This window comes from Eoetvoesiella caeni (assembly GCF_003315175.1).
Classification (GTDB): domain Bacteria; phylum Pseudomonadota; class Gammaproteobacteria; order Burkholderiales; family Burkholderiaceae_B; genus Eoetvoesia; species Eoetvoesia caeni.
Genome location: NZ_QNRQ01000005.1, coordinates 94,320 through 119,450, shown reverse-complemented (window position 1 = coordinate 119,450; position 25,131 = coordinate 94,320). Strand labels below are relative to the sequence as shown.

Sequence of the window (25,131 nt, the reverse complement as noted above, 5' to 3'; positions counted from 1 at the left end):
ATGTTCGTTCGCCGCCCGCTTTCCTGGATGCCATTGACCGTGTTGCGCGGGGCGGCCCTGGCGGCGATGCTGGGTACTGCGGCGGTGCAGGCCCAGCCCATGGGCATCCCCAGCATGGGGGCGGCTTCGTCGGCCGATCTTTCGCCCGCGCTCGAGCGCACCTTGGGCGATGCCATCATGGAGCAGGGGCGGCGCGATCCCACCTATATCAACGACCCCGACGTCAATCAGTACCTGACGGCGCTGGGCCGCAAGCTGGTTGCCACGGCGCCGGGTGCGCATCAACCGATTACAGTGTTTGCCATACGCGATCCGCAAATCAACGCTTTTGCCTTGCCGGGCGGCTATATCGGCATTCACAGCGGTCTGGTCGCTTCGTCCAAGAACGAATCCGAACTGGCCTCGGTCATTGCCCACGAAATTGGCCACGTGCTGCAACGTCACGTGGCGCGCGGCATGACGCAACAATCGCAAAACAGCCACATCATGATCGCCTCGGTGGCAGGCGCTTTGCTGGCCGCGCTGGCCGGCAGCGGCGACTTGGCCATGGGGGTGGCTGCGTTCGGCCAGGCGGCTGCGGTCGACAGGCAATTGGGTTTTTCCCGGCAAGCCGAGCAAGAGGCCGATCGCATGGGTTTCGACATGCTGCGCAAGGCGGGGTTCGACCCGAACGGCATGGTCGAAATGTTCAACCAGCTTTCCAATGCATCGCGGCTGAACGAGGGCACGGGCGGCGGTTCATATGCCAGTACGCACCCCTTGTCCATACAGCGCATGTCCGACATTGAAAACCGGGTTCGCGAAACGCCCAAAGTGCATCATCGCGACAGCGATGCATATTGGTATGTGCGGGCCAAGCTGCGCGTGCTGCAGGCGCGTGATTCGCGCGCCCAGCGCGCGACATTGCAATCGTTCAAGCAAGAGGTCGCCGATGCTTCCGGCGTCGCGCAATCGGCAGCCTGGTATGGCCAGGCCTATGCCGCATGGTTGAACAAGGACTTCAGCGGCGCGCAATCGGCGCTGGAAAACGCGGGCAAAAGCGGCATCATCGCGCCCGAGCTCTCCAGCCTGGGGGTATTGCTGGCGCTGGACCAGGGACGGCCCGAGCCCGCATACGAGCAGGCCAGCAAAGCCTGGTCGCGCTGGCCGCAAAACCAGGGAGTGGCCCTGGCCATGGTCGAGGCCATGCAAAAAAGCGGGCGCTATAAAGAAGCCGTGCCTTTTTTGACGCAGCGTATTGAACAATGGCCGGATGAACCGCGCTTTAATCAACTACTGGCGCAAAGCCACGAAAAGCTGGGCCAGCCCGTGCAGGCCCGCCGCGCCATGGCCGACTATTACGTGAAGGTAGGCGCCTTGCCGACCGCCGTCGAGCAACTGACGCAGGCCAGAAGCATGAGCAAGGACTTCTATGTACAGTCCGAGCTTGATGTGCAGATTCGAACCATCAAGCAAAAGCTCAAGGCCGACCGCGAACTGCTCGAACGTTTCAAGTCTTGATGCTGTCGGCGCTTGCGCCGGCCGGCTTAAGCGGCTGGCCTTAAAGACCGGTCTCGAAATAGCGGGCCATGCGGGCGGGCAGCCAGCCGATATGGCCCGGAAATGATCCCGTGATGAAACCCGCGTGGCCGCCTTCGGCCGGTTGATGCAGTAGCACCGTATCCGAGCAATCGCTGGTGCCGGGCAACGAAGGCTCGGGCACGAAAGGATCGTTGCGGGCGTTCAATACCAGCGTGGGCAGCGTCAGTTCTTTCAGCCAGGGCTTGCTGGAGGCGCGCGTCCAGTAATCCAGCGCATTCTTGTAGCCGTGCATGGGGGCCGTGTACATATCGTCGAACTCGCGAATCGTACGTACGCCGCCAAGCTTGTAGGTGTCGATGGTGCCGGGAAAGCGCTTGGCTTTTTCGAATACCTTGCGCTTGATGCTTTTAAGAAAATAGCGGCTGTAGAAATAGCGTCCCATAATGGTGTCGGACAGGCTGTTGCCTCCGGCCACCAGGTCCAGCGGCACCGAGACTGCTGCGCAAGCGGCAAGCCGTGCCGCGGTGCCGTGCTGTTCGCCCAGGTACTTCAGCATGGCGTTGCCGCCCATCGAGACGCCCGCGGCGTGCCAGGACGCTTGCGGCACGCGGGCAAACACCGTGTCGAACATAAAGCCGACGTCGTCCGAGTCGCCCGAGTAATAAGCCCGCGCCATGCGGTTCACATAGCCCGAGCAGCCGCGAAAATGGGCGATCACGACGATCCATCCGCGTGCGCGAAAGTGTTGGGCTATGGCCTGGGCATAGTGGCTTTTGCTGCTGCCCTCCAGTCCATGGAACAGGATCAATGCGGGCGTTTCGGGCGCGTTCGGCAGGCAGGCCCAGTCGGCTTCCTGCATCCAGCGGCGTGCGGCCGTGTTGGAAAGGCCGGGGTCTTCGTGCGAGACGACGTTGCCGGCGGTTTTTTCGGGAAACAGGCCTGGGCCGACCCAGTCGAAATCGATGAAGTCGCCGTCGGGCGTGTCGACTCGTTCGCGCACGAACGAGATTCTGTGGTAGCGCGCTGCGAGCGCGCCGTACATCGTCTGCACATGGCAGTTGGGCAGCCACAACGGTGTAGGGCAGGCGGAGGAATCGATCTGGGCGGTCACTGGCCGTAATTCATGGAGAAGAGGAAGAGGCCCGGGGCGCGGGCCCGGCCGGATTGCAAAATGAAAGCGTCAATGCCCGTGTGCTTGTTCGCCTTCTTTCAATTGGTAGGTTGCGCTGCAGTACGGGCAAGAAGCCTTGCCCGCCTTGGCCAGTTCGATATACACGCGCGGATGCATGGACCAAAGCGGGGCCTTGGGGCCGGGGCAATACACCGGCAAGTCGGCGGCTTCGACGAGGATGACGTCGTCGTGGGGAGAAGAGGGGGCTGCACTGCTCATGGTGGTTCCTGCTGGGAAGATGGTTTGGCGGATGGAAGCTTAGACCTTGCTTAACCAATGATGATACTTGGCGTTGCGCCCGTGCACGGCATCGAAAAACGCTTTTTGCAATTTTTCGGTGACGGGGCCGCGGCTGCCTTGTCCGATGATGCGCTGGTCGATTTCGCGGATGGGAGTGACTTCGGCGGCGGTGCCTGTGAAAAAGGCTTCGTCGGCAATGTACAGATCGTCGCGGGTCAGGCGCCGGGTAACGATCTTGATGCCCAGGTCTGCCGCCAGGGCGTGGATCGAAGAACGGGTGATTCCGGTCAGGGCCGACGCAATTTCAGGTTCGTACAGGACGCCGTCCTTGACGATGAAAATGTTTTCGCCCGAACCCTCGGCCACGAAGCCGTCGGTGTCGAGCAAAATAGCTTCGTCGTAGCCGTGGTCCAGCGCCTCGGCATTGGCCAGGATGGAGTTGGCATAGGTGCTGGCGACTTTGGCGCGCGGCATGGTTACATTGACGTGCTGGCGCGCGTACGACGATATCTTGACGCGGATGCCTTGCTTCAAGGCGTCCTCGCCAAGATAGGCGCCCCACGCCCACGCGGCGATGGCTACATGAACCTGTGCGCCCCGGGGCGAGACACCCATTTTTTCGGAGCCGTAAAAGACCAGGGGCCGTATGTAGCAGGAGTCGAGCGCGTTGCGGCGCACGACTTCGCGCTGCGCCTGCATGATGGTTTCGCGGTCGAAGGGAATCTTCATTTGGTAGATGTGGGCCGAATTGAACAGGCGGGTGGTATGTTCTTCAAGCCGGAATATGGCGGTGCCCAGGTCGGAGTTGTAGGCGCGCACCCCTTCGAAGACGGCCAGGCCGTAGTGCAGGGAGTGGGTCAGGACGTGAGTTGTGGCGTCGCGCCAGGGTACGAGCTTGCCGTCGTACCAGATAAAACCATCCCGATCGGACATCGACATAATGTTCTCCCAAAAAGAGCAGCCATTGTACCAAGCGGTAGGGCGGCGCAGTAGCGGCCCGGTGCCGCCGGCGAGCGTCCCCACCCGGAAATTCGTGGAAAATTAACGACACTGTAGGGCTTAGCCTGATAGCCAAATGTCAATCTTGGGTGTCACTGCGCTAAACTAACGGGGTTATCAAAGCCTGGCCGGGGTTTCCTGGCCTTAGGCGCTACCCACTTTCAATGACAGAAACTACTACTTCCGATACACCTGCCGTCACTTTTTCCGATTTCGGCCTGCACCCCGGTCTTTTGCAGGCGGTTGCCGCCACCGGCTACACCACGCCAACCCCCATCCAGGCCCAAGCCATTCCTGTCGTTATGCAGGGGCTTGATGTCATGGGGGCCGCGCAAACAGGTACGGGCAAGACGGCGGCATTCACGCTGCCCATACTGCATCGCCTTATGCAGTATGCCAACACCAGCGCGTCGCCCGCCCGCCATCCTGTGCGGGCGCTTATCTTGACGCCCACGCGCGAATTGGCCGACCAGGTATCCGACAGCGTCATCCAGTACAGCCAGTCGGTGCCCTTGCGTTCGGCGGTGGTGTTCGGTGGTGTCGATATCGGCCCGCAGCGCGATGCGTTGCGGCGCGGCTGCGAAGTCCTGATTGCCACGCCCGGACGCCTGCTCGACCATGTCGAACAGAAAAACGTCAACCTGGGCCAGGTCAATATCCTGGTGCTGGACGAAGCCGACCGCATGCTGGATATGGGCTTTTTGCCCGATCTGGAACGCATTGTTCGTTTATTGCCGGCCAGTCGCCAGACCTTGCTGTTTTCCGCCACATTCAGCAACGAGATCCGCAAGCTTGGGCGCGCCAGCCTTAAAGAACCGATCGAAATTGAAGTGGCGGCCCGTAATGCCACGGCCGAGAACGTCACCCAGATCGCTTATCAGTTGTCCAGCGAAGACAAGCGCGCCGCGGTGGTTCATTTGGTCAAGTCGCGCGGCCTGAATCAAGTCATTGTTTTTTCGAACACAAAAATCGGCACCAGCCGGCTGGCCCGCCAGCTCGAGCGCGATGGCGTCAAGGCCGAATCCATCCATGGCGACAAAAGTCAGCTCGACCGCATGAAGGCGCTCGAGGCATTCAAAGCGGGCGAGCTTGAAGTGCTGGTTGCAACCGATGTCGCGGCTCGCGGCCTGGATGTGGCCGGCGTGCCTTGCGTCATCAATTACGACCTGCCTTACAACGCCGAAGACTATGTGCACCGCATCGGCCGCACGGGCCGCGCTGGCGCCAGCGGCGAAGCCATTGCGCTGTTCACCGCCGATGAAGAGCGCTTCCTGCTTGATATCGAAAAGCTCATCAAGGTCAAGATTCCGCGTGGCCAGCTTGCATTGCCGGCTGCCGAGCGCCCGCGCTCCTCGTCGGGTTCGCGTTCCGACCATGCCGCCAACGGCCGTGACCGCCAGTCGCGCAGCAGCTATTCGCGCGAAAACGGCTCGGGCCGCAAGCCGGTTGACGATTTTTTCTCCAAGCCCTATGTGCCGTCGGCCTCGGCGGCGCAGATAGCCCCCCAGATTGCCAGCCATAAAAGCTCGGCATCCCGCAAGTCTGTGGGCATTTTATTGGGCGGCCGGCGCTAAGCTGCGCGGCCCGGCCCTTTGAGCCCGGCCGTTGGTTAGCAGGCGGAATCAATCCCGCTCAGGCCGCCTCAAGCAGGGGCCGCAGCAGCGGCGGCCCATCTTCAATGGACGGCGAACTCTCGTCGAGCCGGCTCAGCAGTTTTTCCAGGTGGCTGGCATAAGGCAGCATAGGCCCGTAAAACAGGTTTTTTGTCGGGCTTTGTACCAGCAGGGTCGGAAAGTTCTCGACATCGTCGTCGCCCAGAAGCTCTGGGTTTTCTTCGATATCCACCCACATGAACGTACAGTCCGGAAATTTTTCGGCCAGCGCTTCAAAGCCGCCGCGGTATTGCGTGCATGTGTCGCACCAGGCCGCGCAATAGCACACGACCAGCAAACCCTGGTGTTCGCGCAGGCGCGCGAGCAGTTTTGGATGGTCAAGTAACGGATTGAAAATAGACATAGAAGCAAAAGAGTGATGGTTTGTTTATCATAGCCGTATGTTTCCTTTTGGGTACGGAATATGAGCGATTTCAAGATAGCGGTAAGGCCTGAACCGGCTACCGGCCTGGCAGCCGTGGGGCTGGCATTCAAGCGCGCCTTGGTGTCGCAATGCCATCCGAAGATGCTGCTGCTTATCCTGATGCCTTTCCTGATTGCATTGGTAGGGGCCATTATATTGCTGTGGGCGTTCTGGTCGCCGCTTACCGCATGGCTTAATACGCAGGCGCTGGGCTGGGGGGTTGTCGATACCGTCGACCAATGGATGCTTGCCGTCGGGCTGTTTTCCATCAAGCTGTATCTTATTCCCTTGCTGGCCGTGGCCATATTGCTGCCCATATCGGGCATTCTAGGCTTGGTCATTGCCGCGGTTTTTGTCATGCCCTTGGTGCTTAAGCACCTTGAAGCGCGCGAATACAGGGGCGTGGTCCGCCATGGCGAGCTTTCCCTGGCGGTGGGCGGCTGGAACGCACTGTGGGTAAGCTGCATTTTCATTGCCGGGTGGCTGGTAACCATGCCGCTGTGGCTGATTCCCCCCATGCCGGTGCTGCTGCCTTTATTCTGGTGGGCATTCGCTTTTTCGCGCATGCTAAGGGTCGATTCGGTTGTTGAGCACGCCAGCGCCAAAGAGCGCAAACTGCTATGGCGTCGCCATAATCGCAAGTACTGGGCAATGGGCGGCATCCTTTCCCTGATCAACCTGTTTCCGCCCGCCTGGCTGATTCTGCCTGTTTTCTCGGCGCTGGTGTTTGCGCATTTCAGCCTTGAAGCGCTGCGCCAGCTGCGCGGACAGGCCGCGCCGGATGTATAAATAAAGACTTCATTCCAATAAAAAGCAGGATTCCATGACTGTGCTTGTGCCACCTCGTATACGTTTGATCATCGTCGGCGACGAAATCCTTTCCGGCCGACGCCAGGACAAGCATTTTGCCAAAGTGGTCGAACTGCTTTCCCAGCGCGGCCTGCAGCTGGCCGGAGCCGAGTTCGTCTCCGACGATCAGGACGATATTGTTGCAGTCTTGTCGCGCAGCTTTGCCACGGACGATATTGTGTTCAGCTGCGGCGGCATCGGCGGCACCCCCGACGACCGCACGCGCCAGGCCGCGGCCCTGGCGCTGGGGCTGAAGCTTCAGTTGCACCCCGAAGCAGAACGCCTTATTGCCGAGCGCTGTGCCGAGAACGCGCGCAAGGGGATGGGCAGCGCCGATATGTCCACGCCTGAAAACCAGCAGCGGCTGCAAATGGGGGTCTTCCCGGTGGGGGCCGAAATCGTGCCCAATCCATACAACAAGATTCCCGGTTTCTTTATTCGCAACCATACTTTTGTGCCGGGGTTTCCGGTAATGGCCTGGCCCATGATCGAGTGGACTCTTGATACGCGCTATCGGCAATGGCATCACCAGATTACCCGCGTCGAACATTCTTTCCTGGCGTTTCTTTTGCCCGAGTCGCGCATTACCCCCGCCATGGAAGAACTTGAACGCAAATGGCCGGGCGTCAAGGCCTTCAGCCTGCCCAGTGTGGGCGATGTCGCCAATCCGCATATCGACCTGGGCGTCAAGGGCGAGCCCAAGGCGGCGGCTGAAGCGCTGGCATTCCTGCGCTCCGAGGTCGAAAGGGTGGGTGGGTCGTTGACGCCGCCGCAAAAACCATAGCTGCCGGCAAATGGGGCGGGGCGGGGCCGCGTTTGCGTCCCGCAAAAAAATACTTGCCAAAAGCGGTTTTTTTTTCATAATATGGGATTGTTGCGTCGCGTCAATTCTTACTATGTCCAGAACTTCCACCCTTCGGCCAATGCCGCTTACCCCCTCGTTCAACGGTTCATCCATTACCATCCAGGTACTGGAGCGGGCCATGATGCTGCTGGACGTCCTTGCCAAGCATAGCGAGCCTATTGCCTTGAAGAACCTGGCGGCGGCAACCGGCCTGCATACGTCCACCACGCACCGCATTCTTAATGACCTGGTCGTGGGCCGCTACGTCGAAAGAGTGGACAGCGGCATGTATCAATTGGGCATGCGCCTGCTGGAGCTCGGTTCGCTGGTCAAGGGCCGGCTGAATGTCCGCGAAGCGGCCCACGACTATATGCGCGAGCTGCACAGAATCACCGGCCAGACTATTAATCTGTCGGTGCAGCAGGGCGACGAAATCATCTATGTCGAGCGGTCCTGGAGCGAACGTTCGGGCATGCAGGTTGTCCGCGCCATCGGCGGGCGCGCTCCTTTGCACCTTACCTCTACCGGCAAGTTGTTCCTTTCTGTCAGCGATCCGCGCCAGATCAAGGCCTACATCATGCGCACCGGCCTGGCGGGTACGACCCGCAACAGCATTACCCAGGCCGACCAGCTAGAGCGCGACCTGGCGCTGATTCGCCGCCATGGGTATGCGCGCGACAACGAAGAGCTGGAACTGGGCGTGCGCTGCATAGCGGCCGGGGTATATGACGACACGGGCAAAATGCAGGCCGGCCTGTCGATTTCGGCCCCTGCCGAGCGCATGCGCGACGAATGGATAGCTTTGCTGCTGGATACCGCATCCAAGATCTCCGCCGCCCTTGGGTACGAGGGCAAAGCCTGAGCACCGACATTTTGGCCCTGCATTACGATTTTGTTGCATCGCAACAAATAATCCTTGACAGCCTGATCGAAGCTGGTAGAATTTGAATTGTGCGTTGCAGCATGGAAGGTTTTCACGCAGGATGGTGATTGGTTTAGCCTTCTGGGACTTATAACCCCGAGCCCAATTTGAATATCACGCCTGGCCATAAGCCCGGCCATCATCAAGGAAAAATTATCATGAGCGCAATTCCCCAACAAGTTCTGGCCAGCCAAAAAGCGTCGTTGGACAAGCTGATAGCTGTTCAGGGCACCTTCTTCGGCGGTTTCGAAAAGCTGGTCGACCTGAACCTGAAAGTGCTCAAGGCCACTTTCGACGAAGTCGCCCAGAAATCGCAAGAAGCCATTGGCGTCAAAGATCCCCAGGAAGCCCTGGCTTTCGCATCGGGCCTGAGCCAGCCTAGCGCTGAAAAGGCTGTTGCCTACAGCAAGCATGTTTACGACATCGTGTCCGGCGTACAAACCGACCTGTCGAAATTGGCTGAAGAGCAAGTCGCCCAAGGTCAACAGCAGGTTTCCGAAGCCATCGAACAGTTCGCCAAAAGCGCGCCTACCGGTTCGGAAAGCGCCGTTGCACTGTTGAAGTCGTCGCTGGCTACCGCTACCAGCGCCTACGAATCGGTTGCCAAGGCTTCCAAGCAAGCCCAGGAAGCCGCCGAGTCGAACATCTCGGCCGCCACGAACGCCACGTTCAAGGCTGCTACCGATGTTGCCGAAGCTTCGAACAAAGCAGTCAAAAGCGCCCGCCGCGCCTAAGCTTTTCGCCTAAGGCGGCCACCAACTGGCCGCCGAGGACAATAAAAACCCCGAAAGAGAAATCTTCCGGGGTTTTTTGCCTCGGGGGGCAGCAAGCCGCGTTAGCGGCGCAGCGTGGGGGTATCTTTTGCCGCCGGGCCGCCCCAAGGCAAAAGGCGCCCCCTTGGGGGGGCAGCAAGCCGCGTTAGCGGCGCAGCGTGGGGGTATCTTTTGCCGCCGGGCCGCCCCAAGGCAAAAGGCGCCCCCTCGGGGGGCAGCAAGCCGCGTTAGCGGCGCAGCGTGGGGGTATCTTTTGCCGCCGGGCCGCCCCAAGGCAAAAGGCGCCCCCTTGGGGGGCAGCAAGCCGCGTTAGCGGCGCAGCGTGGGGGCTTTTACCCTACCTCGCCTTAGTCATTTCCTGCACGCATTCTCCTATCAGGGCCGGGCCCCGATAGATAAGGCCGGTATACAACTGAACCGCATCGGCGCCGGCCGCGACTTTTTCCTGGGCATGTTTGCCATTCAAGATGCCACCTACGCCGATAATCGCCAGCGCTGCGCCAGCGTGGGCGCGCAGCCGTTCAATGACCGCCAGCGAGAGCTCATGCACGGGCGAGCCCGAGACGCCGCCGGCCTCGTCGGCATGCGGCAAGCCTTGCACCACCTCGCGCGAAAGCGTGGTGTTGGTTGCAATGACGCCGTCTATGCCGAAGTGCAGCAGCGCACTGGCAATGATGTCGATCTGGTCGTGGGTCAGGTCCGGGGCTATTTTCACGGCCATGGGAACATGGCGCCCGGACTGGTCGGCCAAAGCCTTGCGCCGTTCGCTTAGCGGCTCGAGCAGCGCGGCCAGTTCCTGGTTGCGCTGCAGCGTGCGAAGATTCTGCGTGTTGGGCGACGAGATATTGACGGTAATGTAATCGGCATGCGGATACACGCCGTCCAGGCAGGCCAGGTAGTCGTCTACCGCCTGCTCGATCGGGGTGCTGGCGTTCTTGCCGATGTTCAGTCCCAAGATGCCGCCGTTCTTGCGCCATTCATTGTCCCGTACATTCTGCAGGAAGGCGGCCAAGCCGGTATTGTTGAATCCCATCCGGTTGATCAGTGCATTGGCGCGCGGCAGGCGGAACAGGCGCGGCTTGGGGTTGCCTTGCTGGGGCTGGGGCGTGACGGTCCCGGCTTCGATAAAGCCGAAACCCAGTTGTCCCAGTGCGTTGATATGGCTGCCGTTCTTGTCCAGTCCCGCCGCCAGCCCAATGGGGTTGCGCAGGCTAAGCCCCATCAGCATGCTGGGCAACGCGGGCCTGGTCGTAATCAAATTACGGGTCAGGCGGCAATCGTAGGATTTTTGCAGCGATGAAAGAGTGACTTCGTGGGCGGTTTCAGCGTCCAGGGAAAAGAGCGCCGGGCGCGCCAGCGCGTAAGAATTGAATAAAAAAGACATGGGGTATCAGGGAGAGAGCCATTCGCCGCCTTGCAGGATTTGCTGCGGCTGAAACTGCGATTTGTAAGCCATTTTACGGCTTTCTTCGATCCAGTAGCCCAAGTATAACCATGGCAGGCCCATGGCCTTGCAACGGTCCAGTTGCCACAGAATGCCATAGGTGCCCAGGCTGCCCGCGACTTCGGGGTCGAAGAAGGTGTAGACCGCCGACAAACCGGTGTCCAGGATATCAATGAGCGACACCATCCGGAGCTCGCCGCCGGGTGTGCGAAACTCGATCAAGGTGGAATTGACACGGCTGGAAAGCAGGAACTGGGTGTATTGGCTTTGGCTGTCTTCGTCCATGCCGGCGCCCGGGTGACGCGCCGCAACGTAGCGGCGATAAAGATTGAAGTGTTCGGCATTGAACAATAGCGGCAGATTGCGCGCCCGCAGCCCTTGGTGCCGGTTCCAGGTCTTATGCTGGGTTCGCGTGGGCTTGAAGTTCAATGCGTCGATGCGCACGGGTTTGCAGGCTTGGCAGGTATCGCAATTGGGGCGGTAGGTAAACAGCCCGCTGCGCCGAAAGCCTTGGGCCACCAACTGCGTATAGGTATGCGTGTCGATAAGATGTGAAGGGGTGGCCACTTGCGAACGTGCCTCGCGGTTTTCGAGGTAGCTGCACGGATAGGAGGCAGTCGAGTAAAACTGCAAGGTTTTAAACTTGAGGTCGGTAGGATGGCTCATGGTCTTGCCTGCTCGTGCATCGCAGTTTCATTATGGCGTCTTTGTGCCCGGCGGCGCAAGCTTGCCCGATTGCAGCAGCTGCCCATGGCCCCACGGAGGCGGCGGGTAACGCAAGGACTGTTCCAGTTTTTCCAGGAACAGTTTGCGTGCGACCGGCTTGGCGCCAAGGCTGCCAAGGTGCTTGGTCTGCTGCTGGCAATCAATATACTTGACGCCGTGCGCCATAAGGTAAATGACCAGATAGGCCAGCGCCAGCTTCGATGCGTCGGCGGCGCGGCTGAACATGGATTCGCCGAAAAAGAAGCGTCCAAGGCTGACGCCGTAAAGGCCGCCGGCCAGTTCGCCGTCGATCCAGGTCTCGATGCTGTGCACGCGTCCTTCCTGATGCCACTGGCCGTATGCGGCAAGGATATCGGGCGATATCCATGTGCCGCTTTGGCCGTCGCGCGGCTCGGCACAGGCTTGCATGACTTGTGCAAACGCCATATTCATGCGGATCTGGACGCGGGCGTCCGCGTCCTGTTCTTGCCGGGCAAGCTGGCGCAGTTTTTTCCGCAGCGAGCGCGAAGCGTTGAAGTCGGCGCAACGCAACAGCATGCGCGGCTCGGGGCTCCACCACAGAATCGGGTCGCCCTCGTTATACCAGGGGAAAATGCCTTTGGAGTAGGCCTCGGCCAGCCTGGCTATTGTCAGCGTGCCGCCGGCCGCCAGCAGGCCGTCGCCCAGTGCATGGTCGGGATGAGGGAATGGCGTATGCTCGTCGAGCCAAGCCAGGGTCTTCAAACCGCCGCCTCCTAGTCGCCCACAGGAAACAGGACGTCGTAGTGGCGTGTGGGAAATTGCCCGCTGGGCTTGTCTTTGAAATAGTGTTCGAGCGTGCTGCTGACAGTACGGAAGGCCAGGTCGCCCCACGGAATTTCCGACTCTTTGAAAAAGCCGGCTTCCAGGCTTTCGGGGCCCGGATGCAGTTCGGGGCTAAGCACTTTGCCCAAGTAAAAAATGTGCACCTGGTTGACGGCGGGTACGTCGATGACGGTATATAAAGGCCCTAGTTCGATTTGCGCACCGGCTTCTTCCTGGGTCTCGCGCATGGCTCCCTGGGCGGTGGTTTCGCTAAGCTCCATGAAGCCGGCGGGAAGAGTCCACTTGCCGTAGCGTGGCTGGATGGCGCGCTTGCACAGCAAGACGGTATCGTCCAGGACGGGCAGGACGCCCACGACGTTGCGCGGGTTCTGGTAGTGGATGGCACCGCAGTTTTCGCAGACATCGCGCTGGCGGTTGTCGTCGGGCGGTATGCGGATTACAAGCGCCGCGCCGCATTGACTGCAGAATTTTTGCGTTCGGGGGGCGGGGAAGTAGAAAGAGGGCGCGGGCATAGTCATGAGGGGCATTTTATAACCAATCGGCCACGAACCAAAGCACAAGAGGCATCCGCCCGAACCGGATCGGCACAGAAGTTCTTTCGTCGCCCAAGACTGTTGCCGGTCGTGGCGTCAGGGCTTTCAGCATCACGGCGGCGCGCCATCGGCGTCCGGCGCGGGAAAGCGCGTAAACCCCATCTGCTGCGGAATTTGCGCGGCCGGGCAAAAATGCATGGGCGCGGTGCGGGCTTGGCTGCCGGCATACAGCGGCGCCAGCATGACCGGCTGCTTTGGCGGCGCAGGATCAAGCACGTCCAGCAGGGCCTGGCCGTCCGCGGTGCGCAGCGCCTCGAACACGCCGACGGTATCGCGCCCCGCGATCAGGCCCGGGCCGTGCTCGGTGCTGGCGTAGAGCCTGCCTTCGTCGTCCACCCACCAGCCATGAATATCCCGCACCGGCAGGTCATTGTGCGTTTGCAAGCACGGGCCCGCGCCTATGGTGCGCAGAATATAGGGTGCGCTGTCCAGGCGAACGAAGACGCGTTGCGGACCATTCTGAAAATACCAGCGTCCTTGCATGTCGCCGCAGTAGTTGCGATTGATGAACTGAAGGATTTGCGGATTGGTGATGGCTTCGCCTTCGGCAAGCACGGCCTCGCCGTGCGAGCCTGCCGAGCCGCCATTGCCCTGGGGGTGTATGCGCCATTGCCCCTGCCGGTTCAGCGAGAGCCAGCCGAAAACAGCCGGTACGTCAGGCCAGCGGGACATGGCGGCAACGACTTGGTCGTCCATGAAAGCATCTGCATAAAGTTGGCAACGCTTCTATGTTAACCCTTGCGCTTTGCGGCCGGGCTGGCCTTATCGTGCCCAATGGGTTACCCTTAAAGAGGTGGGGGCGCACTGTGCGCCCCTAAATGCATTTAAGGAGAGTTCGTTACTATGTCGAAAAAACCGGCGCAGAAGAAAACACCCTTGATCATCGAGCCGCTTAATTGGGCGGCCCCCGAGTCCGAGAACCAGGAAGAGCAGCGTCAGGAAGACGTTGAAAAGAAAGACGGCAAAAAGGGCGAGCGCAGGTAGAGGGGATATAAGCCCCCACGCTGCGCCGCTACCGCGGTTGGCTTTCCCCCAGGCAATATAGTATGAATGCTTGACGGACCGTTGATACGAAAAAGCACGCCGGCTTGCATGGCGTGCTTTTTTTTGGGGCCGCGGCGGGCGATATGGTTTCAATCCGCAGTGGGGCCCCATACCGCACGGGCACAGCCCAAGTTAGCCCAGGCTTTGCTTGAATTCCGCCTGGTCGTACAGCCACGCATTACCTTCGCAGAATTGTTCCGCCGTGCGTCCACGCAAGAAGGCATTGCGCAGGTCGCGGGTTGCACCGGCGGCGTGGTAGACGTTGCCGTACAAGCGGGCGGTCAGTTGCGCCCGCGCAGTGCGCAGGTAGCGGGCGTCTTGATAAGACACCAGCGCGGCGGGCAGGTCGCCCTTCGATTCCTGTACTTTGCGAGCCAGGCAAACTGCGTCTTCCATGGCCATGCAGGCGCCTTGCGCCAGATATTGCAGCATGGGATGGGCCGCGTCGCCCAGCAGTGTTACCCGGCCCTTGCTCCATTCCTTGATGGGCTCGCGGTCGCACAGCACCCACATCCGCCATGATTCGATTTTGTTCAGCATCTGCTTCACTTCCGGAACGACGCCTTCGAATCGAAGCATCAATTCTTCGGTGTCGCCGTATGAATCCCAGCCTTCTTCGTAGCGATCGCTGTGGAAGACCGCGACCAGATTGAACAGCTTGCCGCCGCGCAAAGGGTAGTGCACCAAGTGGTTCTTGGGGCCGGCCCATAACGTCATGGCGTTGCGCCGGTTGGCTTCGGGTACATCTTCGATGGGCAGGACGGCGCGGTAGGCAATGTGCCCCGAGACCCGCGGCGGGCCGTCGTTGACGATTTTGGCCCGCACGCCCGACCACAGTCCGTCGGCGCCGATCAGCGCGTCGCCGGTGTAGGTTTCGCCGGCTTCTGTACGCAGGACGACATGGTCGCCCAAATCTTCGAAGTCGGCCATCTTGCAGCCTGAATGCATGGTTATTTTAGGGAAGTGCCGGCATTCGTCCAGAAGCACCGCGTGCAAGTCCGCGCGATGGATAAGGCCGTAGGGATAGCCGAAGCGTTTGCGGATGAGCGTCGCGGCCGAAATGGCGGTGATTTCGTCTCCCGAGATGCTGTCCATGACCACCAGGTCGTCCGGGAAAGCCGCCAGCGCGTTGATCCGATCAGTCAGCCCCAGTTGGTCGAACAGATAGAACGCATTGGGCCCCAGTTGGATACCCGCGCCGATTTCCTTGAATTCGCTGGCCTGTTCGAACAGATGTATGCGATGCCCTTGCTTGGCCAGGGACAGTGCGGCTGCAACGCCGCCGATGCCGCCGCCGGCGATCAATAGTGTGTGTGGATTATTGCTCATGGTTGCTGCTGTCCTCAAGATTCCAGATAGGTGTGCCAGGCATCAAGCTGTGTCTGTTGACCCAGGCGCCGTATGTGTTCGCCGCTCGCGCTAGCCCCGGCTTTCGCGCCACAAGCCCAGGGCTTTCTGGGCGGGGCGGTCGGAAAAGCTGAACAGCACGGAGTCTTCGTCCGACTGGTGCTGTACCTCGCACCACGAGGGCGCGACAAAGACATCGTGTTGGCCCCACTCGATGGTTTGTTCGCCGATGCGGCTGCGTCCGCGGCCTTCCACAACGCAGTAGACCGTGCCGTCCGTGCAACGATAGGCTGCACTTTCGAAACCCGCTGGCAGCAGTTGCGTAAACGCTGCCATGGTTGGCATGGGCGCGCCGCCGGTGGCGGGGTTGGCATATTGCAGCTTGATGCCGTGGTGGGCGTCCAGCGGGCCATTGCGATGGAGTTGATCAAGGGCTTCCCGGCTGCGGCTGTAGGGATAGACGAACAGCGGGGACGAGCTGCCTTGTGGCGTGTAGTCCAACGGCAGCAGGGTAGCGCCGTAGCGTGCCGCGGCGTCGCCTTCGGGGCGCACGATGGCTTGCGTTTCTTGCGGGTAGCTTTCGGCAAAACTGGCCGTGAACATATTCACAATGGGCACGTCCAGGCCGTCCAGCCAGATGACCGGCTCCGAACCCGGATTGCCGTGGTCGTGAAATGTCCACGAAGGCGTAATGATGAAGTCGCCGGGATGCATGGTGATGCGTTCGCCGTCGACGGCGGTATATGCGCCTTGGCCTTCGATGACCAGGCGCAGGGCCGCCGCGGCGTGGCGGTGGCTGGGCGCGATTTCTCCGGGCATGATGAGTTGCAGGCCGGCATACAGGCTTTGCGTTATCTGCGAAATGCCGCGCAAGCTCGGATTTTCAAGAACCAGCACGCGGCGTTCGGCTTCGCGCGCTGTAATCAACCCGCCTGCCTCCATCAGCAACGCCCGCATCTGCGCATACTTCCAGGATGCCGGAGCGTATTGGGCGCGCGGCTGGGGCGTGACAAGCCTGGCCATGGCGGCCCACAGCGGCGCGACGCCGTTCTGGTCCAGCCGCTGATAGAACTCTTGCCGCACGGCGTCATGTTCTCGCGTGCCGGGGGATGTAGCATTGCTCATGATGATCTCCGGAGTGCAGGCGGCTGTTGCCTCAGGCCGCGCGCACGTTTACCTGCATGGATCCGATCCCTTCTATCGAGGCCTTCATGACGTCGCCGGGCACCAATGGGCCCACGCCTTCCGGTGTGCCGGTAATAATGACGTCGCCCGGATGCAAGGTATAAAAGGACGAAGCAAACTCGATCAGTTCGGCAACGCCGAGGATCAGGTCGCTGGTGTTGGCCTGCTGGCGTGTTTCGCCGTTGACCGACAGTTCCAGGTCCAGGCTGGAGGCATCGGGCAGCTCGTCGGCCGTGACCAGCCACGGGCCCAGTACGGTATAGCTGTCGGGCGATTTGCGCAGGCTGCGTTCTTCAGGTCCGCGTATGGTGATGTCCAGGCCTATGCAGTAGCCCGCAACGTAGTCCAGCGCATCTTCGCGCCGGATATTGTTGCCTTGCTTGCCGATGACGACAGCCAGCTCGACTTCGTGATCGTTGCGCCTGTCGAGCTTGCGCAGGGCGATGCCGGCGTCCGCGCCCACCAGCGAACTGGGGGCCTTCAGGAACAGGCCCGCGCGCTGGATATGGTTGATCCGCATTTCGTGATGCAGGTTGGGGTCGTCCAGGACTTCCTGCAAATGCTTGACGTAGTTGACCGGCGCGGCAATGATCTTGCCGGGATTGGCCACTGGCGAGAGCAATTGCGCGCCGGCAAGCGGCACAGTCGGGGCCTGTTCCTTGATGGCGTCGATGCGTGCCATCAGTTCGCCCAGGTGGGCGATAAGCGGGTCATGGCCGGGCAGGGGATAGCGATGGCTGGGTAGCACGTCAAGCGCGGCGCTGACGTCGCGGATTTGTGTGCCTTCCACGAGTCCAAGCTGGTTATTGCCGAATCTGCAAAGTTTCATGGTGATATTCCAAATAGATAGGGTGATGGCGCTGCCGCGCCTGCGGCAATGCTCGCCAAGACGAGCCAGCCCGACAAGGATGGCCCCAGTATAGGCATCACAGGATTATCAGTCGATACATCATTTTTAATAATGTTTATCAAAATAATTGATGCTAAAGTATCTGGATGCACGATTGGCGATGCTTTCGCCGCCGGACGATCGGGATAGAGGGCCATGGACAACATTGATTTGAAACTGCTTGCCGTATTCGACGAGATCTTCAATACGGGCAATATTTCGCAAGCCGCCGAAAAGCTCGGTATCGGGCAGCCGGCGGTCAGCATGGGTTTGCGCAAGCTGCGCGAACATTTCAGCGATCCGCTTTTTGTCCGTACCAAGCAAGGCATGGCGCCGACAGCACTGGCGCAGGACCTGTTGCCCTATGTCCGGCAGACGCTGGCTTTGCTGCATACCATGTTGAATCACCGGGCCCGCTTCGAGCCCGCCACATCGCAGCGTTCGTTCCGTGTGTGCATGAGCGACATTGCGCAAGTGACCGCCTTGCCGTCCTTGCTGCGTGTGCTGAAGCGCGACGCGCCTTCGGTGCGGGTGGACATTACCACTGTGTCCGAAGACACTTTGCGCCTGCTTGAATCGGGTGAGGTCGACCTGGCAATAGGGTTCATGCCCCGGCTGGAAGCGGGCATTTACCAGCAAAAGCTCTTGGACGAGCGTTTTGTCTGCATTGCCAGCGCCGGGCATGCGCGGGTTCGCGACAAGCTAACGCGTGCGCAATTTCAGCAAGAGCTGCACATGACCGTAAGCCCCTCGGCCACCAGCACTGGCCTTATCGACGAGATACTCTTGGCGCACGGCATACAACGTACCATCGCCGTGCGCGTGCCGAATTTTTCCGGCATAGCCGCCAATATCGAAAACACCGACTATCTGGTCATCGTGCCCGAACGCCTGGGTTTGTTCCTGCAGCAGAATCGCCACATCAAAGTGTTTCCCTTGCCGTTCAACGTGCCGGGGTATCGGGTAATGCAGCATTGGCACGAGCGCTGCGCCCGCGACCCCGGAAACCGCTGGCTGCGCAGCGTGGTTTCCGGGATTTTCGCTTAGCCCGAATTGCGCAAGCCGGCGGCCACGCCGTTGATTGTCATGTGTATGGCACGCTGGATCTGGTTTTCGCTGCCGCGTGCCGATCTGGCGCCGGCCTGACGGTGGCGCCGCAACAGCTCCACTTGCAAGTGATTGAGTGGGTCGATATAGGCGAACCTTTCGCTCAGCGCGGCGGCCAGCACAGGATCTTCGGCCAGCACCTCGCGCTGCGCAACGCGGGTGAACATCTCTTGCGTCAGCGTGAGTTCGGCTTCGATGCGCTGGAAGATGTTGTTGCGCAAAGCGGCATCCGGCACAAGCTGCGCGTATTGCCTGGCAATGCCAAGGTCGGTCTTGGCCAGTACCTGCTCCATGTTCGACAACAGCGTTTTGAAGAAAGGCCAGGTTTGCGCCATGTCCTGCAACTGCGCCAGTCGGTTTTCGGGCGTGGAAGCCACCCCTTCTAGGCCGTTGTCGATATAACTGCGCAGCGCCGTTCCCATTCCGTACCACCCGGTCAACAGCAGGCGGCATTGAGCCCACGAGAAACCCCAGGGGATGGCCCGCAGGTCTTCGATCCGGCTATTGGCCTTGCGCGAAGCCGGGCGCGAGCCAATATTCAAGCCGGCGATTTCGAGCACAGGCGTCGATGCGAAAAAATAGTCATTGAAGCCTGGTGTGGCATAGACCAGGTTGCGGTAGGCGCGCTGAGCCGCATCGGACATGAAGTCCAGGGCCGGCCCAAACTGCGCCATATTGTCGTCTTCCATCCGGGTAGCGGTTGATGCCGGAACCAGGCTGGCTTCGAGCGTGGCGGCGACGAACATTTCCAGGTGGTAGCGGCCCACCTCGGCATTCTTGTATTTTGCCTGGATGACTTCGCCCTGTTCTGTCAGGCGTATTTGTCCATTGACCGTGCCGGGCGGCTGGGCCAGGATGGCATCGAAGCTGGATCCGCCGCCGCGGCCCACCGAGCCGCCGCGGCCGTGGAATAGCCGCAACTGCGTTTTGCGCTTCATGAAGACCTGGACCAGCCGGCGTTCGGCCTGGTAGAGCGACCAGTTCGAGGTCAGGTAGCCGCCGTCCTTGTTGCTGTCCGAGTAGCCCAGCATGACTTCCTGAATGTTGTCTTGCACATGATGCACGCGTGCCTTGACCTCGGGCAGGTCAAGCCAGGCGGCCATGATGTCGGGGCTGCGTTCCAGGTCGGGGATGGTTTCGAACAGCGGTACGACCATCAGGCCCTGGCGCCCGGCATGGCCGTCGGCGGGCGTTGGCTCGATAAGCCCCGTCTCTTGCTGCAGTACCAGCACTTCGAGCAGGTCGCTGAGGGTCTCGGTATGCGAGACGATGGTCTGGGTGATTGCCATCTCGCCGTATTTTTTGCGGCAGCTTGCCGCCATGCGCAAAATGGCCAGTTCTTTTTCGGTTTCCGGCGAGTAGGCCGCCCAGGGGGAAACCAGCGGCCTGGCCTGGTGGATTTCGGCGCGCAGCAATTCAATGCGGTCTTGTTCAGACAATGCGGCGTAGTCCACGATACCGCCGTCATGCCTGACTTGCGCGGTCTTGAACAATTCGGTCAGGACGCGTTCGTGTACGTCTGAGCTTTGGCGCAGGTCGACAGTCGCCAAATGAAATCCGAACACCGCGGCAGCCTGGCGCAGGCCGGTCAGGCGCAATTGCGCGATGAGGGCGCCATGGTGCTGGCCGAGCGAGTCGGCAAGCACTTGCAGATCGTGCATGAAGTCCCGTGGCGTGGAATAGGGCGGGGCGTCGTAGGTCGGCCACAATGCCAGCGTATGGCCGGCCAGTACGGTGGAGGTAGCGGCCAGCCGTGCGTAAATATGAATCAGCGCGCGGCGGTAAGGCTCGTCCATCCGGTGCGGCGAAGGGTCGCCGCTGGCCTGTGCCAGGGCCAGAAGTTCGGGGCTGACATCGCTTAGCGATTGGGATATCGACAATTCGATTCCCAGCAACTTGATCTCTTGCAGGTAATGCTGCAACACCAGCGTGGACTGGCGCAGCAGCGCCTGTTCCAGAGTCGAGGCATCCACATTGGGGTTGCCGTCGCGATCGCCGCCTATCCAGCTGCCCATGCGCAGGAAGGGCGGCAGCGGCTCGCTGCTTTCATTGAGCAGCGTGCGCGCGGCGGGTTGCAGCTTTTCGGCCAGATCCTGGTACAGCCTGGGTATGGCACGCAGAAATGTACTGTCGTAATACGTCAGCGCGTTGTCGATTTCGTCCAGCACGGTCAGTTTTTGCTGGCGCAGCATGCGCGTTTGCCACAGGACGGCAATCAGGCCAGTGAGCCGCTTTTGCATATGCCGCGCCTCCGACGGCGTCAGCGCGTCGGTATCGTGGGCCAGCAACACCGCGATTTCGCGGTGTATGTCCAGTGTGCTTTTGCGCTGTACCTCGGTTGGGTGGGCCGTCAAGACCGGCACGATGCAGGCGCTGTCCAGATAGCGGCGCACTTTGCGCGAGTCCACGCCCCGCGCTTTAAGGAAGTCCAGGACATGCAGCAGGCTGCCGTGCATGGGCGCGCCGTCGGCCAGTTCATGCTGGCGCTGGCGCCGATTCTGGTCGCGGTCTTCGGCAATATTGGATAGATGCAGAAAATAGCTAAAGGCGCGCGCAACCGAGTTGGTTTGGCCGGCGGCCAGTTTTTCAATCTGTCGGACAAGAATTTGTCCCGATTTAAGATCGCCCTCGCGCCGAAACTTTACCGCCGCCTGCCTGAGCTTTTCAACGACATCGTATGTGGCCTTGCCGTCGTTTTCCCTGATGACCTGGCCAAGGGTTTTGCCCAGCAGCCGAATATCGTTGCGTAGAAATGAAGGCGCTTCGGCGCCCCGTGCGGATTGCTTCACAAAGTCTCCTGTCCGTTTCGGTATGTTTGTTTTTGTTGCTGTGCCGCATGGGTACTATACTGATTTTGCTGCGGCGCAGCTAGGTTTTTTGCATATCGACGGACAACGAAAAGCCCTCCGTAGAGGGCTGGCGGGGCATTCGGCGGCCGGCCTGTGTGGAAAAATTTTCAGCTATACCAAGGGAGGATCGCTCTCGCGTCCAGGGTGCCTGTGTTTTTGCACTGCCGCAACAAAATCATCGATCGTGTTTTGCGCAAGATCTTTGGCGATGATCAGGCCTGCGTCCTTGGGGTCGATAGGGATGGCCGCACGTTGTATAAGAAGTTCCCCGCCTCCTATCGCTAATAATGCCTTGCCATGGCGGAACAGGTCCCGCAAAAACTCCAGCGCCAGTCCGTCGGCTGCGAGGGTTTCGATTGCAGCAGCGCCATCCGGTATGACGGCAGCGTCAAAAAGCGGCGAAGGGCTGTTTTGTAAAGAGGCGTCCAGGTCCAGCGGCGTTTCGGAATCCGCCGAGACAAGGCCGATATGCTGCCCCACCAGCCGGACCACCGCGCCTTGTGCAATCAGGGCTTGCGCCATTTGTTCGACTGTCTTGGCGTTGATCCCGTCGGCGGCAAGGATTGCGATTTTGCGTGTCCGTATCCCGGTCTCCCCGGGACGGGCCAATAGCGAAAGAAAATCCGAGCGCGTCACTTCGGGAATGACTTCTTGTGCGTTCGCCTTGGGCATCGGATCCGGCATTTCGCGCATTCCCAGATTCCCTGCCACGGCCGAAGCCAAGGTTTCCGAGACATTGCGCAGCTGAGCCACCATTCGCTGCCTGATCCCGGGGACCGTCACCTTGCTTAGCTCAAAAGAAAATGCATTGATGATGTGTTGTTTTTCGTGCTGGGCCTGGCTTTCGTAGAACAGGGTTGCCTGGTTGTAGTGTTCCGCGAATTTCTCGGGCTTGCCCCGAAGCTCGGTGGCGTCGACCGGTTCGGGAAACGATATGAACCCGGCCGAGCCAGCCTGGAATGGGCATCCGCCGCCCAGCGAGTTCGGCTCGTAGGCTGCCCGTCCATGATGGACGGCCTGCCGATGCATGCCATCCCGCTGATTGTTGTATACCGGCGCCAGCGGCGCATTGATCGGAATCTCGTGGAAGTTAGGGCCGCCCAGGCGTGTTATCTGTGTATCGATATAGGAATGTATGCGTCCCGCCAATAACGGGTCGTTCGTGAAGTCGATGCCGCGCACCACATGCGCCGAGCAGAAGGCCACCTGTTCGGTTTCAGCAAAAAAATTGTCGGGATTACGAGTGAGTACCATGCGGCCAATAGGCGTTATGGGAACCAGTTCCTCGGGGATCAGCTTGGTCGAGTCCAGCACATCGAAGCTGAACGATTCGGCCTGCGCTTCGTCGAAGATCTGAACCCCCAGTTCCCATTCTGGGTATTCGCCGGCCTCGATCGCTTCCCAGAGATCGCGGCGATTGAAGTCCGGGTCGGCGCCGGATATCTTGACGGCTTCGTCCCACACCAAAGAATGAGTGCCCTGTTTGGGGTCCCAGTGGAACTTGACGAATTTTGATTCGCCCCGTTCATTGATGAAGCGGAAGGTGTGGACGCCGAAACCCTGCATCATGCGAAAGCTGCGCGGAATGGCGCGGTCGGACATCAGCCACAACATCATGTGCGCCGACTCCGGCATCAACGATACGAAGTCCCAGAGGGTATCGTGCGCGGAAGCCGCTTGTGGCATGCCGTGATGGGGTTCGGGCTTGACGGCATGCACCAGGTCGGGAAACTTCATTGCATCCTGAATGAAAAAAACGGGCATGTTATTGCCCACCAGGTCCCAGTTTCCCTCATCCGTATAAAACTTTACCGCAAAGCCCCGTACGTCGCGCGCGGTATCTTTCGAACCGCGCTCGCCGGCCACCGTGGAAAAGCGCACGAACACGGGCGTGCGTTTGCCGCTTTCGGCAAACAGCGAGGCGCAGGTCAGTTCGGCAAGCGACTCATAACTTTCAAAATAACCATGCGCCGCCGAGCCGCGGGCATGGACGACTCGTTCGGGAATACGCTCGTGATCGAAATGAGTCAGCTTTTCCCGCAGGATGAAATCTTTCAATAGTGCTGGGCCCCGCAATCCGGCCTTCAGCGAGTCCTGATTGTTGGCGACGGGAACCCCCTGATTCGTGGTCATAGCTTGTCCGCTGCTGTCCGCCCGCACTCTGTCCAGCTCGCCGCTTGCCGCGTTGACTCCCGCCGCTGCGGGTTTCCCCGTTTTTTGCGATTCATTTGCTTCAGAGAGGGTGCTGGCGGTGGCCGAAGGATCGTCGGGTTGGACGGTATTTCCCGCCGGCGGCCGGGTCGCCGCTTCGCCGTACTCTGCCGCCTTGTTGGGGTTGGTGGGCATGCCGGCCGCCATCTCGCCGACCGCAAGTCTTTGTTTCAGGGCAGGGTGCTGTGCGTTAGCAGCGGGCAGTGATGCCGGTCCGCTGTCCGAATTCATATAGGCGGTATCGACCGCCGCCTGTTTGGTTTGCGTCTTTTTGCTGTTTCGGGTTGCCATTGTCAATTCCTTTCAAGACAGGTTTAAGGCTGAATGTCGCGTTATTCAGGACTACGAAAATCCCCGGCGGCGGGCGGCCGTGCGGGGTGGTGGCGGCAACTGCGGGAGCAAGGACGCTAGAGGTTCTTTTCGATCTCGGGGCTTTCCAGCGGGTCGAAGTCGCGCCACGTGCCGTTCTCCCAGCGCCCTTGTGCGCGTTCTATCTCCTGGCCGCCGGCATCGCGCAACATGCGTGCAATCTGCAACTCGTGTTCCGCATCAACATGAACGGCCAGGACCACGCCCGAAGGCCTGCCATCCCTGGGCTTGGCCGTCGTTTGTTCGGAGCGGGGTTCCGATCGCGGCCGATCTATCATTCTCAGGGCGCCAGCCAGCGACCCTACGTAGGCGCCTACCCCCGCGCCTCCCAGGACACCGGTAGTCGTAGAGCCAAAGATAAATCCGATAATGGCGCCCGCGCAGGCGCCGACCAGGCCTATCACGGCTGCGCCAAGCCATGCTCCGACGAAACCGCGCTTAGAAGCTCGCGTGCCGGTTGCCGGATGGTGGCTGTGGCTTTCTGTTGGATTGACGAAGAAAGTAAAGAGATTGTCCGCTTTGACCCCCGCAGCCATGAGCTGGCCAGCGGCGACTTCAGCGGCATCGAAGGTGTTGAAACGGGCAGCAACGATCAGGGCCATCTTGTCCACCTTTTGCGTGATGTGACACACGTGGTACCCACTGCAGCAAGTCGCGTGCCGCCGGCGTCGCCGGCGATGTTGCTTGCTGTTGGGACGATTACGCTGGCGCGTTCAGCCATGCCATTCCACGGCTATTGATCGTTGCGCGATTCCTTGGACTTTTCGAGCGTCTTCGGAATGCCCTCAAGCTTCTCGGCGTCCCGTTCCTCTTTTGCGGCTGCGTCCATGTCGATAGGGCGGCTCTTTTGAAGTTCCCGCGCCTTGGGTCCCTTGATGCCCGGATAACTTTGCGTCTGCTCCTGGGCGGGCTCTTGTGATGAAGGCTTCGTGGGTTTGCATTCCTGCGGCATGATTTGGCTCCTGTACATGACATCGGCTGCTCGGGGGTGCAGCCATCGTGAACGCAAAGCAAGCCCCATACCTGTAAAAGCGCACTTTGTAAGCAGAAACAAAAAAGCCCCATCAGCGCGGTGCTGTGGGGCTATGGCTTTGTGGTTTTGCGGAAATAGTCAAGAATTGCGGAAATAATCTTGTCGCTACATCGCTGGAAAACCGCATGTATTCTG

General features: G+C 60.2%; 25 protein-coding genes. 8 read left to right on the top strand and 17 right to left on the bottom strand.

Annotated elements, in window-relative coordinates:
- Entirely contained in the window at window positions 1-1,500 is a 1,500-nt protein-coding gene (locus DFR37_RS11210; RefSeq protein WP_242341819.1) for a beta-barrel assembly-enhancing protease, read from the top strand.
- Between the two features lie 40 nt (window positions 1,501-1,540).
- On the opposite strand, the gene DFR37_RS11205 is transcribed toward DFR37_RS11210, so the two are convergent.
- The 3 genes from DFR37_RS11205 to DFR37_RS11195 all read right to left on the bottom strand — a co-directional run bounded on the left by DFR37_RS11205 (window position 1,541) and on the right by DFR37_RS11195 (window position 3,871).
- Window positions 1,541-2,632: a YheT family hydrolase gene (locus tag DFR37_RS11205; protein ID WP_242341820.1), complete on the bottom strand. Its 1,092-nt coding sequence runs from the start codon at window positions 2,630-2,632 to the stop codon at window positions 1,541-1,543.
- A 69-nt stretch (window positions 2,633-2,701) separates the two neighbouring features.
- A complete protein-coding gene (locus DFR37_RS11200) occupies window positions 2,702-2,911 on the bottom strand; it encodes a zinc-finger domain-containing protein (RefSeq protein ID WP_113933320.1) in 210 nt (69 codons plus the stop codon).
- 39 nt (window positions 2,912-2,950) lie between these two features.
- Window positions 2,951-3,871: a branched-chain amino acid transaminase gene (locus tag DFR37_RS11195; RefSeq protein ID WP_113933477.1), complete on the bottom strand. Its 921-nt coding sequence runs from the start codon at window positions 3,869-3,871 to the stop codon at window positions 2,951-2,953.
- Between the two features lie 224 nt (window positions 3,872-4,095).
- On the opposite strand from DFR37_RS11195, the gene DFR37_RS11190 reads away from it, so the two are divergent.
- Window positions 4,096-5,505, top strand: a complete 1,410-nt coding sequence (locus DFR37_RS11190; protein ID WP_113933319.1) for a DEAD/DEAH box helicase — start codon at window positions 4,096-4,098, stop codon at window positions 5,503-5,505.
- Window positions 5,506-5,563: 58 nt separating this feature from the next.
- Here DFR37_RS11190 and DFR37_RS11185 read toward each other — a convergent pair whose 3' ends face one another.
- Window positions 5,564-5,947 (bottom strand): thioredoxin family protein, encoded by a 384-nt coding sequence (locus tag DFR37_RS11185; protein WP_113933318.1) that lies wholly within the window; start codon window positions 5,945-5,947, stop codon window positions 5,564-5,566.
- A 60-nt stretch (window positions 5,948-6,007) separates the two neighbouring features.
- Between DFR37_RS11185 and DFR37_RS11180 the strand changes: the two genes are divergently transcribed.
- The 4 genes from DFR37_RS11180 to phaP all read left to right on the top strand — a co-directional run bounded on the left by DFR37_RS11180 (window position 6,008) and on the right by phaP (window position 9,356).
- Entirely contained in the window at window positions 6,008-6,796 is a 789-nt protein-coding gene (locus DFR37_RS11180; protein WP_113933317.1) for an EI24 domain-containing protein, read from the top strand.
- Between the two features lie 34 nt (window positions 6,797-6,830).
- On the top strand, window positions 6,831-7,640 hold the full coding sequence (locus DFR37_RS11175) for a competence/damage-inducible protein A (protein WP_113933316.1): 810 nt from the start codon (window positions 6,831-6,833) through the stop codon (window positions 7,638-7,640).
- 112 nt (window positions 7,641-7,752) lie between these two features.
- Entirely contained in the window at window positions 7,753-8,562 is an 810-nt protein-coding gene (locus tag DFR37_RS11170) for an IclR family transcriptional regulator (RefSeq protein ID WP_113933476.1), read from the top strand.
- A gap of 218 nt (window positions 8,563-8,780) precedes the next feature.
- Complete coding sequence (phaP, locus tag DFR37_RS11165; RefSeq protein ID WP_113933315.1) at window positions 8,781-9,356, top strand: TIGR01841 family phasin; 576 nt, start codon at window positions 8,781-8,783, stop codon at window positions 9,354-9,356.
- A 376-nt stretch (window positions 9,357-9,732) separates the two neighbouring features.
- Here the strand turns inward: phaP and DFR37_RS11160 are convergent, their stop codons facing one another.
- The 5 genes from DFR37_RS11160 to DFR37_RS11140 form a co-directional block, all read right to left on the bottom strand.
- The gene (locus tag DFR37_RS11160) at window positions 9,733-10,779 is read right to left on the bottom strand and encodes a quinone-dependent dihydroorotate dehydrogenase (RefSeq protein ID WP_113933314.1); all 1,047 of its coding nucleotides are present in this window, start codon (window positions 10,777-10,779) and stop codon (window positions 9,733-9,735) included.
- A 6-nt stretch (window positions 10,780-10,785) separates the two neighbouring features.
- Window positions 10,786-11,505, bottom strand: a complete 720-nt coding sequence (locus DFR37_RS11155) for an arginyltransferase (protein ID WP_113933313.1) — start codon at window positions 11,503-11,505, stop codon at window positions 10,786-10,788.
- A 30-nt stretch (window positions 11,506-11,535) separates the two neighbouring features.
- Window positions 11,536-12,288: a leucyl/phenylalanyl-tRNA--protein transferase gene (aat, locus tag DFR37_RS11150; RefSeq protein ID WP_113933312.1), complete on the bottom strand. Its 753-nt coding sequence runs from the start codon at window positions 12,286-12,288 to the stop codon at window positions 11,536-11,538.
- Between the two features lie 11 nt (window positions 12,289-12,299).
- Window positions 12,300-12,887, bottom strand: coding sequence for an NUDIX hydrolase (locus tag DFR37_RS11145; RefSeq protein WP_113933311.1), 588 nt, complete (start codon window positions 12,885-12,887; stop codon window positions 12,300-12,302).
- Between the two features lie 126 nt (window positions 12,888-13,013).
- The gene (locus tag DFR37_RS11140) at window positions 13,014-13,658 is read right to left on the bottom strand and encodes a DUF2946 family protein (protein ID WP_113933310.1); all 645 of its coding nucleotides are present in this window, start codon (window positions 13,656-13,658) and stop codon (window positions 13,014-13,016) included.
- 147 nt (window positions 13,659-13,805) lie between these two features.
- On the opposite strand from DFR37_RS11140, the gene DFR37_RS23005 reads away from it, so the two are divergent.
- A complete protein-coding gene (locus tag DFR37_RS23005; RefSeq protein WP_170139889.1) occupies window positions 13,806-13,946 on the top strand; it encodes a hypothetical protein in 141 nt (46 codons plus the stop codon).
- Window positions 13,947-14,138: 192 nt separating this feature from the next.
- Here DFR37_RS23005 and DFR37_RS11135 read toward each other — a convergent pair whose 3' ends face one another.
- From DFR37_RS11135 to DFR37_RS22835, 4 genes are all read right to left on the bottom strand, one after another.
- On the bottom strand, window positions 14,139-15,335 hold the full coding sequence (locus DFR37_RS11135; protein ID WP_113933309.1) for a 3-hydroxybenzoate 6-monooxygenase: 1,197 nt from the start codon (window positions 15,333-15,335) through the stop codon (window positions 14,139-14,141).
- Window positions 15,336-15,425: 90 nt separating this feature from the next.
- Window positions 15,426-16,478 carry a gentisate 1,2-dioxygenase gene (gene gtdA, locus DFR37_RS11130; protein WP_113933308.1) on the bottom strand — a complete coding sequence of 351 codons (1,053 nt, stop codon included), beginning with the start codon at window positions 16,476-16,478 and terminating at the stop codon, window positions 15,426-15,428.
- A 31-nt stretch (window positions 16,479-16,509) separates the two neighbouring features.
- Window positions 16,510-17,367: a fumarylacetoacetate hydrolase family protein gene (locus DFR37_RS11125; RefSeq protein WP_113933307.1), complete on the bottom strand. Its 858-nt coding sequence runs from the start codon at window positions 17,365-17,367 to the stop codon at window positions 16,510-16,512.
- Window positions 17,364-17,585: a hypothetical protein gene (locus DFR37_RS22835; RefSeq protein ID WP_147251618.1), complete on the bottom strand. Its 222-nt coding sequence runs from the start codon at window positions 17,583-17,585 to the stop codon at window positions 17,364-17,366. Before DFR37_RS22835 ends, DFR37_RS11125 begins: the two co-directional genes overlap by 4 nt.
- On the opposite strand from DFR37_RS22835, the gene DFR37_RS11120 reads away from it, so the two are divergent.
- Complete coding sequence (locus DFR37_RS11120; RefSeq protein WP_113933306.1) at window positions 17,584-18,474, top strand: LysR family transcriptional regulator; 891 nt, start codon at window positions 17,584-17,586, stop codon at window positions 18,472-18,474. The two genes, DFR37_RS22835 and DFR37_RS11120, sit on opposite strands and share 2 nt — an antisense overlap.
- On the opposite strand, the gene ppc is transcribed toward DFR37_RS11120, so the two are convergent.
- The 4 genes from ppc to DFR37_RS11100 all read right to left on the bottom strand — a co-directional run bounded on the left by ppc (window position 18,471) and on the right by DFR37_RS11100 (window position 24,915).
- Complete coding sequence (gene ppc / locus DFR37_RS11115) at window positions 18,471-21,323, bottom strand: phosphoenolpyruvate carboxylase (RefSeq protein ID WP_113933305.1); 2,853 nt, start codon at window positions 21,321-21,323, stop codon at window positions 18,471-18,473. The two genes, DFR37_RS11120 and ppc, sit on opposite strands and share 4 nt — an antisense overlap.
- A 171-nt stretch (window positions 21,324-21,494) precedes the next feature.
- Window positions 21,495-23,885 carry a catalase gene (locus tag DFR37_RS11110; RefSeq protein ID WP_113933304.1) on the bottom strand — a complete coding sequence of 797 codons (2,391 nt, stop codon included), beginning with the start codon at window positions 23,883-23,885 and terminating at the stop codon, window positions 21,495-21,497.
- 116 nt (window positions 23,886-24,001) lie between these two features.
- Window positions 24,002-24,565 carry a hypothetical protein gene (locus DFR37_RS11105; RefSeq protein WP_113933303.1) on the bottom strand — a complete coding sequence of 188 codons (564 nt, stop codon included), beginning with the start codon at window positions 24,563-24,565 and terminating at the stop codon, window positions 24,002-24,004.
- 131 nt (window positions 24,566-24,696) lie between these two features.
- Window positions 24,697-24,915, bottom strand: coding sequence for a hypothetical protein (locus tag DFR37_RS11100; protein WP_113933302.1), 219 nt, complete (start codon window positions 24,913-24,915; stop codon window positions 24,697-24,699).
- Window positions 24,916-25,131 lie beyond the last annotated feature (216 nt).